The following is a 14410-nucleotide window of genomic DNA, read 5'->3' as shown; positions in this document are numbered from 1 at the left end:
AATAAAGAGAATGAAAATGACTGGATCAGGTATTTGAATCCTGAGCGCTAATCAAACGCAGTTGCTGCTGAACTTCTGCCAGTAAATCATCACGTTTATAAGTGCCTTTCTGAAAAATGGTATGCACTTGACGTTGCAGGCGGGAGCGGTCTTCCAGCGTGATATCTTTTGCCGTCAGGACAATGATCGGGATGTTGGCCCAGGTATGATTCTTATTGGCTTCTTCAACGAATTCAAAACCATCCATTTCCGGCATCATCAAATCCAGTAAAATTAAATCAGGATGCGGAATATGCTGCGCGTCGCGCGCGGCTAATACCTGAAGTGCTTTTTTACCATTTTCCGCACTGCACACCTGCCAGCCTGCACGATTGAGCATGACTTCCATCATGCCACGGGTGATGGCATCATCTTCAACGATCATCACCAGGTGTTCGTTGCTGTTTGGTTTGCGGTAACGTGCCAGGACGGTGCGCAGTTGTTCCTGATTGACCGGTTTAATCAGATAATCCGCAGCACCCAGAGAATAGCCTAAGGCCTTGTCTTCTATCATGGAAATCATGATCACTGGCGTGTTGGCAAGCTGAGGATCGGTTTTCAGCGCAGATAGCACCATCCAGCCATCCATCCCCGGCATCATCACATCCAGTGTAATTAAAGCGGGTTTGCTTTCCCGCGCCAGTTGCAGACCTTCATCACCGCCTGAGGCGGTCACCACATGATAGCCCAGACGTTCAATATAGGACTTGAGCAACTCACGAATACTGGCGTTATCATCAATAACCAGTACCGTGCTGTCAGTATCGAGCGAAGCAAAAGTGGCTTCGTTGAGCATCATGCGTTTTTGCAGACGTACTTGATCGGCTTCTGTCAGATGCTGGCTGGGCAGTTTAATGGTAAAACAAGTACCCTGACCATATTCGCTGCTAACATCGATATGACCATGCATCATTTCTGTAAAACGCTTGGTAATCACCAGCCCCAAGCCTGTGCCACCGTATTTGCGGGTGGTGGAGGCATCTGCCTGGGTAAATGCCTGAAACAAGTTATTCAATTGTGCGTCAGTCATGCCGATACCGGTATCACGCACAATAAACTGAATCCACTCTCTGTCTTCCTTATTTGTGGTTTGGATTTCACGGGTGATTTCCAGCGTAATCGTACCATTTTCAGTAAACTTGGCGGCATTACTAAGCAAGTTCAGCAGCATTTGACGAACTTTGGTCAAGTCCGCATACATATTACCGAGGTCTTCATCAGTGATGAGCTCCATGACATTGCCATTGTCTTCCAGCATCGGACTGATAGTGGCAACAATTTCGCCCTGCATTTCTTCCAGGCTGAAAACCTCATTATAGATTTCCATCTTGCCCGCTTCGATCTTGGAAAGATCCAGCACATCGTTAATAAGGCCCAATAAATGTCTGGCGGCACTGTGTATTTTAACCAGATCCTCCTCAAACCCCTTCTCTTCCATATCTTCTGCATCTTCCCGCAGCATTTCGCTGTAACCGATAATCGCATTTAAGGGGGTGCGCAGTTCATGGCTCATATTGGCAATAAACTGACTTTTGGCAAGGTTAGCAGATTCCGCCAGTTGCTTGGCACGGATGAGCGTTTCTTCTGAGCGTTTTTGCTCGGTAATATCTTCCACGCTGGACCAGATAAAAGTCGTGCCTTGTTTTTCAATCAATAAACCAGAAACGCGCACCGGTACCAGATGTCCGTCACGATGCAGGTATTCTTTTTCAAAAGGGCCATAATGTCGGGAACTTTCCAGTAAACGCATTTGCGAGCGTTCGATTTCCTGATAAGAAATCGGGGTTAAGTCCCAGGTACTGAGCTTACGAATCTCGGCAATGGGCAGCCCGACAATTTGCGCATAGGCGCTGTTGACTTCAAGAATATTGCCATCCATATCGCTGAGCATTAAACCAATAGGCGAGCCGTCAATTAAGGTGCGGTTAAAGTGCTCGCTCTCGCGTAATTTTTCTTCAGCGGCTTTCTGCGCGGTGATGTCCTGGCTGGTGCCCACCATGCGATAGGGATCACCGTTTTCATCCCAACTGGCAATGCCACGGGCGCGTACCCAGATATAATGACCTTCTTTGTGTTTTAGACGATGAATATTGTTATAAAACGGGGTATTTTTATCAAGATGAGATTTAACATCTGACATCACCTGATGCAAGTCATCGGGATGAATACGTTCAAACCACTCATTAGCATGATTATCAATTTCTGTATCGGCATAGCCACACAAGGCTTTCCAATGGGGGGAAAAAATAACAATATTGGTTTCTATATTCCAGTCATAGACACCTTCTTCCGTTGCCTGCAAGGCCAGTTCAAAGCGTTCTTCACTTTTACGGATTTTATTATAAGCGCCTTTTAAATGTTGGTGGGTTTCGGCAATGGCTTCCACCAGCGTAGACCATTCTTGGGATGTGCTGTGTAACAGCGTTTGCAGGCTTAAGCTATTTTGCTGATCTTCAGGCTGGTAATTGCGAATATAATGAATAATATACGATAAAGGGCGTTGAAAATGCCGATGTAATAACCAGGAAAATAAAACAAATAACAGCAGCAATAAAATACTGCCACCAATGAAAACCTGCAAAATACGCTGGCGGCTTTGTATTTTAAGTAAGCTGAGATCAGCACCAATTAATAAGTTCAGTGATGGTTTGCTGCCAAGCTGCTGCTTACTTAGCAGGGGATATTGCCAGATGCGCATATCGCTGCGCTTGCCAGTCGCCTGCCAGTGAGCCAACAGGGTTTGCGCTTGATGAATTTCCAAACGCTGTAAACCGCTGATTTCTCCAAGCTGTTGTAAACGTTTCTGGCTGCTTGCATTTGCTGATGAGAAGGTTTGCAGATCTTGCTGTATCTGTTGCTGCACCGTAAAAATACGTTGCTCAAGTTCGCTTTGTTGCTGGCGATAAAACAGCCAACCGTCTGCAAGACTTAATAAAGCCAGCAGTAACAGTCCTGATAACAATAAAAAAAGAAAACGTCGATTGAACATCATATTAATTTAATCTGAGTTCGGTATCAGCTGTTTTCAATGCTAAAGACACTGAAAACTGCTGACACCTCCCGCTAAGCCATTGATTCAGGCTCTAAATGCATCCTTAATCCAATGCAATGTCGGTTGTTTTTTCAAACCTTCAATGGTGATAATATCAAAGCGGCAAGCTAAGTTGATTGCCGCCTGCTTATGACAACGCAGATAATGGGCGCTGCATTTTAAGATTTTTTGTTGTTTGGCGCGATTGATACTGGCTAAAGCACCACCTGATTGACGATAACGTACTTCGACAAAAACCAGGGTCTGTTGTTGGCGCATAATCCGATCAATTTCACCACCTGTGCATGAAAAATTACGTGCCAGTAAAATCAAACCTTGAGAGAGCAAATACCGTTCCGCTTGTTGCTCAGCCCACTGTCCATCAGATAAATGTTTTGCTATTTGTCTTTTTGTCGTCTTGGTTTTGCTTAAGCAGTTAAAAAATAGTTGCCCATAAGATACCAGCTTACGCCACCAAATCCGATATTTTTGAGCCGATTGCCAAGGACCATGATACATGGTTTTTGCAACTTATTGTATTGTCTTCAAAGGTAAGGCGCGACCGGATTTAAATATCGCACGTAATAACTGACGTTGCACAATACCCAGATTATTCAGTGATAATAAACCACTGGCTCCAGCCTGCTGCACGGGCGTATAACGATTATTACCAACACGTTTCAGATAATTAATCACCTGATAGGCATCAATGCCAAAAGCAAATAAACGTTTACTACTGCCATACATACGCTCAGACCATTGTTGTTGCAAACTGTCATACATGGGGTCGGGTGTGGGTAAAAAGGCTTGTGCCTGATTATTCTCTCCCGCTGTCACCAGCCAGTTAGGTTCTTTCCAGAAACCTTTAAGTAAAACCCAGGGCATATCGACAAAAACAATCCCGTTTAAATCTTTATCCATTCTGGGGTTGTCTTCGGCTTCATAAAGGTGAGAGGTGGCATATAAGGGTAAGCCACCTGCGCCATAATAACGAAACTGGGGTTTAATGCGCCGCCCCTGACTGGCAAATGCACCAACAAACACCATATCCGCGCCACTGCGAGCGATTGCGCGCACTGGTGAAGCTAAGTTCTTTTTATTATAAAATTGTGAATCGACAATGCTGCCACCCAAACTTTGCCATTGGATGCTGAATGCCTGTGCCAGACGCTCGCCCCAAGTGCCTTCCGGTACTAATATTGAAGCTATGCGATGCCCATCAGACCAGGCATGTTGCGCTACAATCTGCGCTTCCTGTACAGGAGATAAGCTGAACTGGAATAAGTTATTGGGAATGCGGGTACCGGGCTGCTGCAAGGCTTCGGGTTGATACAATAATAAAGTGGGTACTGGAAAATCATTATAATGGCTAATCAGGGCCGCTGTGGCCTTTTTTCCCATTGGGCCAACCACCATTTGCGCACCATTACTGACTGCCTGCTGATAAAAATCAAGTACATTATTGTCATTCACATCATACAGTTTAACTTTGGGTTTGCTGGTTTTTTTATCGGCGTACCAGGCAGATATAAAACCATCGCGAACTATACCCGCAGGGCGGGCGAATTTACCGCTTAAAGGTAAAAATAAAGCAATATGTGAAACCTGGCTGAGGTCGGCAAAACGTGGTCTTTGTTGCGGCTGATTGTGCAATTGTCCGACAATATCATAATTTGCCGGATGCTGTGGATGCTGTGCGCGCCATTGCTGCAAGGCTTGTTGGTATTTTGCAGCGGGTTCACGGCTTGTCAGGCTTAACGCAATCCAGCCCTGAAAATCAGGGGGCAGGGGTACGGGCCATTGTTGTTGGCGGGTGATAGACAGATTTTGCAGGCTTTTCCAGATAGCGGTATGATTGGCTTGAATTGCACTGGCCTGATGCAGCAAAGGATCCAGTGTTAAACGCGCATATAAGGCAGGCACATTTTGTTTCAGTGCTTCCAGGCTCAATGCTTGCAGGTAATAATAACTGATTTTGCCATTGGCACTTAATAAATGTATCTGAATTTGCGCCAACAGGCTTTTGGCTTCTTCCGGCTTGTGCGCTAATAAAGCCATTTGTGTCTGTATCAATTGTACTCTGGGGCGCGATTGCGGTGTAGGCGCGGTTATCTGGCTAAGCCAGTTTTGCACCTGTTCTAGTTGCCTGGATTGCAAAGCGTACTCAATGGCGGTGAGCTGGTAGCTTTCCCGCATTGCGGCCTGTGTGCTTTGTGCTAACTGCCAATAGGCTTGTGCCGCACCCTGATAATTACCGGCTGCCACCTGCTGACGTGCGTAAGCATCGGCTGGCTGCCTATCTGGTTTTAAGTAGCTGTTACAGGCGGACAGTAAAGATAATACAATAACGACGGAAAAAAACCGCCATAAACGAAAAGGCATGGAATCAGCGTCCTTGATTAAAAAATTAACCGCTATAATGATTTTTATTATGTCATGTTTCTGAATACCCGTTATTAAAAAATATCAGAAACTATCTGGGAAAGTGAGAAACCAAATATGATAAAACTGAGCTTCCTCATCATGCTCGGCCTGTTAAGCACGGGTTGTGCCAGCAGTTTATGGTCACCTTATCCACAACAAATACAGCCGCAGTTACAGCAACTGGATCAAGGTCAGACACCGCAGTTGTTATATACCCAAAGCAGTGCGGGTAATGCAGATTTATTGCTGAATTTATTGGAAAAAGCACGCTTTGCGCAGATTCGTGGGGAAACCGCCTTAAGTATGCTGACTTTTGAGCGTGCGCTGGCGGAATTTGATGATAATGATACGGGTGCAATTTTTCGTTTAAGCGATATTGGCAGCCAGGGGGTCGCGCTCGTTACCAATGATAACGTGATGCCTTACCGGGGTGCGATTTTTGAACAGGTTTTTGCGCACCACTTTCAGGCACTGAATTATTTATTCTGGAAAGACCTGGAAGGCGCTGGCGTGGAAGTGCGGCGCGGCAATCTGGCGCAACAACAAGCCAATACCCTCTATGCCAAAGAATTGGAAAAACTGGAAGCCAAACGTCAGCAGGTGCCGGTGGATTTTGAACGTGCCAACCATTATTTTAAGGCAATGGACAGAGAGGCCGCGCAGGTACGCACATCTTTCCAAAATGCCTATAGTTATTATGTTTCCGCGCTCATTTATGAATTACGTGATGAACTCGATGATGCCTATATTGACTATCGCAATGCCTTGAAACTGGCACCGGATAATAGCGTGATTCAAGCCGATGTATTACGTCTGGCAAAACAATTAGGTGATCAGGAAACCGCAAAGACGCTGCAACAGGATGCCAGCCTGTCAGATAATGTATCCGATGCAGGAGGCAGTGAACTGATTATTTTTTATGAAAACGGTTTTGCACCACCAAAACAGGAAGTATCTTTTCCGATTCCTTACCGTTATGGCCTGGTCGCCATCAGCTTTCCTATTTACCAGGGTTACAGCATACCGGGCAGCTTAATCGTTTCCCGGGATCAGCATAGATTGGGGCGAACCCAAATGTTGACCAAAGTTGCCAGTATGGTTGCCAAAGCCTTGCAGGAACAACGAGTGGGATTGATTATACGTCAGCTTGGACGTGCCGTGGCAAAAGCAGAATTACAACGATTCAGTTATGATCAAGGTGGCAACGCAGTGGGTCTGCTGGTTAATCTCTACAATTTATTCAGTGAACATGCTGATTTGCGCAGTTGGTTGTCACTGCCTAATAATGTGCAACTCCTGCGCATTCATGTGCCTGCGGGTATTCATCAGTTACAATTTCAGGATAGCGCATCAGGCCTAAGACAAAATCTGTCGATTGATGCACCTGCCAGATCGCGTAATATATTAAGAGTGATTAACACTGGCAGCCGGTTTTATCTGCAAATGGCACAGTTTTATTAATCGGTGTTACGCAAAAGCTTCTTTTTCGCAGGCTTGGAAGGTTTGAAATGTGAAAAAACCGTTTTTGCTTCATGCTGGTTTTCATTTGCATTTTGCCAAACACCGGTGTTACGCAAAAAAAACAAGCAACCCCGTAACATCAGTTCATCAGGATGGAGCAACAGCATGGCAATCATTGATACCGACAATAATCGGGTAGTGATTCGTATTATTTATGAAGGTGCCAGCAAAGCTGGAAAAACCAGAAGTTTATATGCCTTACAAAAAAAATTAAAAACCCCTGGGGGCGTTTTTGATCCGCAACAGCGCAAAGATGACGGTGAAGATTATATTGCCACGCAAAGTTTTGAATGGCTCAGTTATATCGGCGGTTTGTTTGAAAACAGTAAAATTGAAGCCCAGATTATCAGCCTGCCGGGGGAGCTATGCTGTCGGGCACAACGTGAAGCCTTGCTGAAAACCGCAGATGCCATTATTTTTGTCTTAGACAGCCGCCTGGAAAATCTGCCGCTTAATCTTGAACATCTCAGGCGTTTGCAAAGCTGGCGTGATAGCCGTGATATTGCACCGGGTTTAATTATTCAGAATAATTTTGAAGACAGCGCCGAGTGTTTATCTAATCAGCAACTTCAGCAATTGCTGAACATATCTGACAGACTGGAAAAAGTCATGAGCAGTGCAGCCAGCACTGGGCAGGGTATACGTGAAATTTTTGTTGCCACAGTACGTCTGGCACTAAATCATTTAACCACCTGCCGTGAGCAGGGGCAGAATTTATTTGCCAAGGTTCCCATCAATAACGGTGAGAAATTACAACACTGGTGGCAAAATGCGGACTTAGCAGAAGCCACGCAAGATGGTTTTACTGCGCTGCTAAGCGCGCAAGTTGACAACAATGATAGCAGCTTGCCGACAATCGCAGATACTGCAAGCCCAACATTGTATCCGCTACGTTTAGAGCGTCACCTACCCACCACGCCTACGCCGGATGTCCCCGTTACTTGGCGTAACCCGCCACTGGCAACCCGGCAAGCGCTGCAACAGCTCAATGCCTGTAATCTGACCCTGGTGGAATATGCCGAAAATCTCTGGCGCGCCACAGACAGTGCGCAACAATGGTACTGCTGGTCACATAATGAATGGTTGCATGACACCCTGGATAATGCGCTGCTGAATTTACAAAACCATACCCGTCTGCGCTTATTGCATCAGGATTATTTACCCACTGCGCATTATTACACGATTTCTCATCAGGCCAGTTATCGCTGGCGGCTGTGGCAAATTGTCAAAACCTGCAAAACCCTGGGACAGGAACAGAAAAAAATGCACCAGGGTCTCAGTGCTGAAGCCTTTATTGAAAAGCTGCTGCAACAAGCCAACACGCTATATGCCACATTTCAAAACTTAAGTTCAGTCATGCATTTATCTGATTTACACTGGGATAATTTCCAGAAAAATCCACAAGGGCATTATGAATATCTGGGTCCCATACATGAGCAGTCAGAAACTGAAATAATGGATAAAACAATAATTTTAGATCATATTCAGCATATCTGCGGTCAAGCGGTCATAGCCGCGATGGATGATAATTTGGATTTGTGCGCGGCTTTAGAGCATCTGGAAAAATGGGAAATTGAGTGTGATGCGCAACAATGCACCGAAATGGCGGTGCGTTTAGCTGATTTATTAAGGTGAAACCAGGATTTTGTAAGGAGACAAAGCATTGTCTCCAAAATAACTTATTGCCTTTCCATAAACTGCTCAGGACTGGCGCGTAACGCGGCACCTGTCGGGCAGGCGCGGACACAAGCAGGCCCCGTATGCAGATCCTTGCACATATCACACTTAACGGCTTTTGGTTCACCCACAGCCTCAATTTTTGCATATTCAACACCAAACAATAAACGCAACCATAAGCTGGTGTGTTTTTGTTTTTTACCCGTCATTTGAATCACGCCATAGGGACAGTTTTTCTCACAATTACCACAACCTATGCAATTATCAGCAATATAAACTTCGCCGTTATCCGCGCGGTGAATCGCATCAGGTGGGCAGTCTTTCATACAACGCGGATGTTCACAGTGACGGCAGGATGTGGGTACGTGTAAAGATGCGAAAGTAGGGCCGGCCTCACGATCCAGGCGCGAAGTGCCTTCATGTGTCGCGGCACAAGCTACTTCACAATTATTGCAGTGTATACATAAAGATTCATCAATCAGTAACACATCACTTGCTTCTCCTAAGCCCTGTGCCACCAGAAAAGAAATCATATTACCCGTCTGCGGCTGGCTTTCCGCCATAGTCTGTTGTGCCAGATTGGTGCGAAAGCGGGTTTCCAGACGTTTACGCAAGGCGGGAGACTTATCCAGTAATGCCATAAATGCAGTACCATCCAGGCGCACTGTTTCGGTTGCCACTGCCGCACGTACTGTAACGGAGCGCGGACTGTTACTGAGCAACGCGGTTTCTCCTACATAATTCCCCGCAGCCACATAGGAAGAAACAACTTCATTGCCAGCATTTTCCCGGGAAACAGTGACCGAACCACTGCGGATCAGATGCAGGCAATCACCGGGATCCCCCTCACGAAAGATCACATCGCCAGGCGCGTAACTTTCGATGCGTGAAGAATATACAACGGCGGCAAGATCAGAAGCGGGGATTTCTGGTGCAATACTGGTTTGAATGGCGCGTAATACAAAAATCTGATCAATTTGTGCCTTGGCAACCGGGCTGGCATTAATCAGCTTGAGCATGGTAGGGCGCGGTGTTTCAATCAGTACACACTGTTGCCCTGAACCTGCATAAACGGTAGAGGTGCGGCGACGCCCGGAAATCAGGCCCAGTTCACCAAAAAACTGCCCCTGACGCAGCGTGACAATCTGACTGGCATCCTCGCGATTGACTGAAATCCGTACTTCACCATAGATAATACTGAAAAAGGTATTGCTGTAATCATTATATTTAAAAATGACTTCACCCGGTTCAGGATAGTGTACTTCACTGGTGCGTAAAAACTCCCGTAGCTGCGGGTTGGTTAAACCGGATAATAGCGGCATATTCAAACGAATCATATCCAGTGTGGTATCGACTGAATGAAATGCGGGTAAACGCCGGAATTTTTCAATTAATAAGGGTTCATCAGCAGGCGCAATATCATGACCCAGAATAAATTCAATGACTTCATAGCCCTGATTTAAGGCTTGCTTTATCAGTGGGTATGCTGCGACTGCGCCAATAAGGTATAACCCGGGTACTGTTGATTCATAATGCCCGTTTAATATCGGTGCAGAGGCTTTATTATCATCTGGAAAACCAATCCCGCAAGCTTCCAGAAAAGCGCGGGGCGGGGTCGCGCCCAAGCGGGCAATCACCCGGTCACAGGTGATTTTTGCCTGACCCTCCGGGGTTTTCAGCGTGGCTTGTATGGCATTGCCATCATGTGGATGCGGAATAATGGATACCGGCCTGGTGCTGTAATGGCACTCCAGTTTTTCCTGGCTGATGGCTTGTAGTATGGCATCATTATTAGCTTGTTTCGCGCGGGTAAACTCGCCACGGCGGTTGATAAGCAATACTTGGTTTTGTTCTGCCAGTGCCAGCGCATTTTCAATAGCAGAATCTCCAGCACCGATGACAAGAATTGTTTCACCTTCAAAAGCCAGCGGATCATCTAATTGGTATTCCACCAGAGGGCGTTGCTTATCACTGCTGCGGGTTGCAATGCTGATTTCAGGATCACAGATTTGCGCGCTTAATTGGCGCAGATTGCCTTGAATCCCGATACTGAGGATCACTTGTTCTGCGTAAATTATTGTTTCATCGTTATCGGCTTTCAGATGTAAGGCAAAATTGCCTTTCTGTCCACTGATGGCAGTCACTTCTGCATTATAGTGAATATTAAGCTGTTGCTCTGTAATATGCTCTTGCCAGGTGTCCAGCACAGCTTCGCGGGTGTTCGCATGAAACGGTAAGTCACTGCGCAACGGTAGAACCGCAGGCTCATCCATCACCCATTTACCTTTCTGGTAATGTTGCACCGTGTTGGCAAACTGGGGCTGAGCTTCTAATAAAATACAAGACAAGCCTTGTTTTATGGCATTCGCGCAAGCACTTAAGCCTGCGGGTCCAGAGCCGATAATCGCAATTGCATAATGATCAGACATAAAATTAATCCTTGATGTTACGCAATCCTTTTGTTTTTGCTTTTGGTTTGAAATCTGAGTTTTTCAGGCACAAAAAATAAGCTTTTGCGTCACGCTTGTCTAATCTATCCGACGCAGTTGGTATCCCTGTTGTTGTAATAAAGAGATAAGACCTTCTTTGCCAACCAGATGCAAAGCACCCACCGCAATAAAAGCGTTGCCTTCCTGTAACCGCGCCTGCATTCGATGCACCATAACATGGTTACGCTTACTTAACATATGCTGCATTAAACGCAGGTTTAATGCTTCAAGCTCAGGATCTTCCGTTTTCATCATCTCATTAGACAGTTTTTCCATGCCTGCCAAATCCTGTGCCAGATACAAGGTATGCATGTTTTCCAGATATTCAGGGATATTATCCAGATATTTTACGGTTGCACGTAATAGGCGTACTTGTTTATCAAGACTTAAGCTATCAAAAATGGCCAGTTGTTCTTCAACACTTTCCAGGCTGTAAATCGCCTTATTTTGCACCTTGGCTTGCTCTTGCAAATATTTGTCCAGAAATAAACCTGTTTTGGTTTTTGGCATTATCACGATCATCATCGCCACCCAAGGCTTCAGGCGCATGGCGATATTAACTAACATCCCGTGTTGACTCATAGTCTGGAATAATTTTTTAAAGTCTTCCTTGCCTAACAACAATATCAGGTTTTCCGAATCAGGCAAAAATAACGTCCCTGCCAGTTTTTCAATAACCTCATCACCCATCTGAATTTCCAGGCTTAAACTGCTTGCCTTGTCAAATTTCTGACGCACGCTATCAGAAAGTTGCAATACGCGTTGATCTTCAGAATGTATGGTGCCAAATAAATAACTGCTTGCCTGTCCAGGTTTACTGATTTCCCAGCACAAACCTTTTTCTGGCAAGCTACCTTTTGCAAGCGCTGCAAGTGGCAAAGATGTTGCTTTAATTACTTGAGTATCGGTATCTTTTGCCAATAACGGCGATAGGCTATAAAAAAACATACTGATAAATAATATCAATTGTGTCATATATTGTAATGGCATGGTGGCTCTCTTTAAATGTTAGATGTGTTCTATGGTAACAATATTTCAACAGTCTTATAACATATTTGTGTATACTGTATACCCTTTTCAGAGAAATTATTGGTATGAAATCAGGTCGCATTATTACTGAAGACTTGTTCAGTTCATGGCATACCTCAAGCTGTTTGGGATTGCTGTTCATTTTTTATATCAGCACCTCTTCTCCTCTGTTTGCAGAGGTTTCTGACAACACCCAACTCACACATATCCATTCACTAAAACACAGTGTTGCTGTATTTGATGTGCCTTATGAGTTATTTGCTGCTTTAAGCGAATATCATGATCTCACGCAGTCAGAAGAAAAAAATCACCAACTAATCGATACAGAAATGATCCCGGTTATTGAAGATATTATTTATTATTTTGAAGAAGAACGGAAAAAATATACTAAAATTGAAAAAAAACAACAAACTCTGGGGATGGAGAACGAGCACATTATATTAAATAAAGTAAAAGAAAATCTTAAAAAAATGGATGCGCACTTATTGGATTTTAGAAATGAGCTATTATTTAGAAAAAAAGCAATTGAGTTTAGATTATTAATGAAAAAACAAAAAGCGCTTAAAGATAAATATTAAATTATTAGCCATAATCTATTTCATTATATTACTGGAGAATAGGTAAATGCCTGTTTATTTTATAAAAATATATCCACTTATCTGGATGTTTTTTTTATCTTTATTATTATCTGCCTGTACTGTGTTAAGCACAAAACAGGAAAAAACAATTGTAGAACTTGAAGCAGATGTCCAGAGCACCTTATATCGGGTACGTGAAAAAGTTGAGATAAATCCAGACTCTGCATTACAAGGTTCTATTTCTGCCTTAGATAGTATTTTAGAATATACAGATAATGTTAAGTCTAATCCTGGGAAATTTAGTTCTGACAAAATCAATGATTATATCCATAAAATTAATATTATTAATGAAAATATGGATCGTCTTTCTGACTTAACATTACAAATGGATATTTCTTTCCCTTTGGGAACCTATAAATTAAAAAACCTGGCTAAAAAAGGCCAGCAAAAAAGTAATGAATTAGTTGAAAAAATGATTTTTTCCATCCATAAATTAGTGGAAAAATACCCTGAAAAAGCAATGAAAATAATGATTAAAACCACAGGTTATACAGATGAAACAGGGATACTTCCCGGAAGTCGTTTAGAGCGGGAGCTTGACAAGGCCATGACAGCACCGGTTTCACGAAATATTATTAAACGACGTCAGCAATACAATCAGATGCTATCCCAATTCCGCGCCAACACCCTAAGTCAATACGTTAAACAGCGCTTGCAACAACAATTGCCAACAGTTTATAACGTTGAAATACAAACAGAAATTGTGGGACGGGGCGAGCAATTGCCCAGCCAGAAAAAAATACACCGACCTTATAAAAATACAGACTCCCGGCGACGCATTTGTGTGATTTCCCCATTTATTGAAATTGTTCCCTGAGGAACGAGAATGAAATAACTGGTGTTATAACCCGGATAAAATCCTCGTTCCTAAGCTTAATTTCGATTAACCGGTATTCTTATTGATGGACAAAGGACAGTATTTCTTGCTCAGAAAAAGTTTGTTTTTCCTGATTTTTTGCCTCGTTTCAAACAGTAGTTTCGGCGATCCAAGTACTGAAAACAACCCTGCACTCTGGCATAAAAAAAAAGCGGGGGTCTTATATAATCTGAGTAAGTTTATCGACTGGCCCGACACAGCTTTTGGCAAAGAGCAAACCTTTAATATCTGTGTTTTTGGGGAAACACCATTTTTTGCGGCCTTAAAAACCTTTGAAAAACGCCAAATAAGAGGAAAAGCCGTACGCATTCATACCCAGCGTTTGCAAACATTAAACACATTGTCTTGCCAGACACTGTATATCAGTGCTTCCTCTGCTGCGTCATTTTCTACGATATTATCATCAGTGCATAATAAACCGATACTGACTATCAGTGATATGCCTGATTTTATATCGCAAGGTGGTATGATTGGCCTTATTCAGGCTAAACAGCGCGTACGTTTCATGATTAACCTGGATGCGGCAAAGTCCGTCAAGCTGCTAATCAGCGCGCCCCTGTTGCGCTTGGCAAAAAGTGTAAAGTATCGTAAAACACGTCTCGACAATCCTGAATGAATTTCTATTCTGAGGTTTTTTCTGGCGTATTACAGCGCACCTGTATATTTTGATGATGATAAAATAGAC

General features: G+C 43.9%; 10 protein-coding genes. 5 read left to right on the top strand and 5 right to left on the bottom strand.

The window, feature by feature from the left end; all coding sequences use genetic code 11:
- Positions 1-25 precede the first annotated feature (25 nt).
- The 3 genes from QUF61_RS02190 to QUF61_RS02180 form a co-directional block, all read right to left on the bottom strand.
- The gene (locus QUF61_RS02190; RefSeq protein WP_289680258.1) at positions 26-3031 is read right to left on the bottom strand and encodes a hybrid sensor histidine kinase/response regulator; all 3006 of its coding nucleotides are present in this window, start codon (positions 3029-3031) and stop codon (positions 26-28) included.
- 84 nt (positions 3032-3115) lie between these two features.
- Entirely contained in the window at positions 3116-3589 is a 474-nt protein-coding gene (locus QUF61_RS02185) for a YraN family protein (RefSeq protein ID WP_103919462.1), read from the bottom strand.
- A gap of 12 nt (positions 3590-3601) precedes the next feature.
- Positions 3602-5452 (bottom strand): penicillin-binding protein activator, encoded by a 1851-nt coding sequence (locus tag QUF61_RS02180; RefSeq protein WP_103919502.1) that lies wholly within the window; start codon positions 5450-5452, stop codon positions 3602-3604.
- A gap of 117 nt (positions 5453-5569) precedes the next feature.
- Between QUF61_RS02180 and QUF61_RS02175 the strand changes: the two genes are divergently transcribed.
- Both QUF61_RS02175 and QUF61_RS02170 read left to right on the top strand, forming a co-directional pair.
- Positions 5570-6955, top strand: coding sequence for a COG3014 family protein (locus QUF61_RS02175; protein ID WP_289680256.1), 1386 nt, complete (start codon positions 5570-5572; stop codon positions 6953-6955).
- A 165-nt stretch (positions 6956-7120) separates the two neighbouring features.
- Positions 7121-8650 carry a P-loop NTPase family protein gene (locus QUF61_RS02170; RefSeq protein ID WP_289680255.1) on the top strand — a complete coding sequence of 510 codons (1530 nt, stop codon included), beginning with the start codon at positions 7121-7123 and terminating at the stop codon, positions 8648-8650.
- 44 nt (positions 8651-8694) lie between these two features.
- Here the strand turns inward: QUF61_RS02170 and QUF61_RS02165 are convergent, their stop codons facing one another.
- Complete coding sequence (locus tag QUF61_RS02165; protein WP_103920776.1) at positions 8695-11121, bottom strand: cyclic nucleotide-binding domain-containing protein; 2427 nt, start codon at positions 11119-11121, stop codon at positions 8695-8697.
- 99 nt (positions 11122-11220) lie between these two features.
- Positions 11221-12171 carry a TraB/GumN family protein gene (locus tag QUF61_RS02160; RefSeq protein ID WP_289680254.1) on the bottom strand — a complete coding sequence of 317 codons (951 nt, stop codon included), beginning with the start codon at positions 12169-12171 and terminating at the stop codon, positions 11221-11223.
- Between the two features lie 104 nt (positions 12172-12275).
- Here QUF61_RS02160 and QUF61_RS02155 point away from each other — a divergent pair, with 104 nt between their 5' ends.
- The 3 genes from QUF61_RS02155 (at position 12276) to QUF61_RS02145 (ending at position 14341) form a co-directional block, all read left to right on the top strand.
- Complete coding sequence (locus QUF61_RS02155; RefSeq protein WP_289680253.1) at positions 12276-12788, top strand: hypothetical protein; 513 nt, start codon at positions 12276-12278, stop codon at positions 12786-12788.
- A 46-nt stretch (positions 12789-12834) separates the two neighbouring features.
- Positions 12835-13665: an OmpA family protein gene (locus QUF61_RS02150; protein WP_289680252.1), complete on the top strand. Its 831-nt coding sequence runs from the start codon at positions 12835-12837 to the stop codon at positions 13663-13665.
- Positions 13666-13771: 106 nt separating this feature from the next.
- Positions 13772-14341 carry a YfiR family protein gene (locus QUF61_RS02145; RefSeq protein ID WP_289680251.1) on the top strand — a complete coding sequence of 190 codons (570 nt, stop codon included), beginning with the start codon at positions 13772-13774 and terminating at the stop codon, positions 14339-14341.
- Positions 14342-14410 lie beyond the last annotated feature (69 nt).

The sequence above is a fragment of the Candidatus Venteria ishoeyi genome, from assembly GCF_030378065.1.
Classification (GTDB): Bacteria; Pseudomonadota; Gammaproteobacteria; order Beggiatoales; family Beggiatoaceae; genus Venteria; species Venteria ishoeyi.
The sequence above is the reverse complement of the archived record's forward strand: the minus strand, read 5'-3'. Positions and strand labels throughout refer to the sequence as shown.

Coding starts and splice junctions, on each gene's coding strand:
- QUF61_RS02180 (WP_103919502.1), bottom strand. CDS start 5,452: ATGCCTTTTCGTTTATGGCGGTTTTTTTCCGTCGTTATTGTATTATCT.
- QUF61_RS02155 (WP_289680253.1), top strand. CDS start 12,276: ATGAAATCAGGTCGCATTATTACTGAAGACTTGTTCAGTTCATGGCAT.
- QUF61_RS02175 (WP_289680256.1), top strand. CDS start 5,570: ATGATAAAACTGAGCTTCCTCATCATGCTCGGCCTGTTAAGCACGGGT.
- QUF61_RS02190 (WP_289680258.1), bottom strand. CDS start 3,031: ATGATGTTCAATCGACGTTTTCTTTTTTTATTGTTATCAGGACTGTTA.
- QUF61_RS02160 (WP_289680254.1), bottom strand. CDS start 12,171: ATGCCATTACAATATATGACACAATTGATATTATTTATCAGTATGTTT.
- QUF61_RS02150 (WP_289680252.1), top strand. CDS start 12,835: ATGCCTGTTTATTTTATAAAAATATATCCACTTATCTGGATGTTTTTT.
- QUF61_RS02165 (WP_103920776.1), bottom strand. CDS start 11,121: ATGTCTGATCATTATGCAATTGCGATTATCGGCTCTGGACCCGCAGGC.
- QUF61_RS02185 (WP_103919462.1), bottom strand. CDS start 3,589: ATGTATCATGGTCCTTGGCAATCGGCTCAAAAATATCGGATTTGGTGG.
- QUF61_RS02170 (WP_289680255.1), top strand. CDS start 7,121: ATGGCAATCATTGATACCGACAATAATCGGGTAGTGATTCGTATTATT.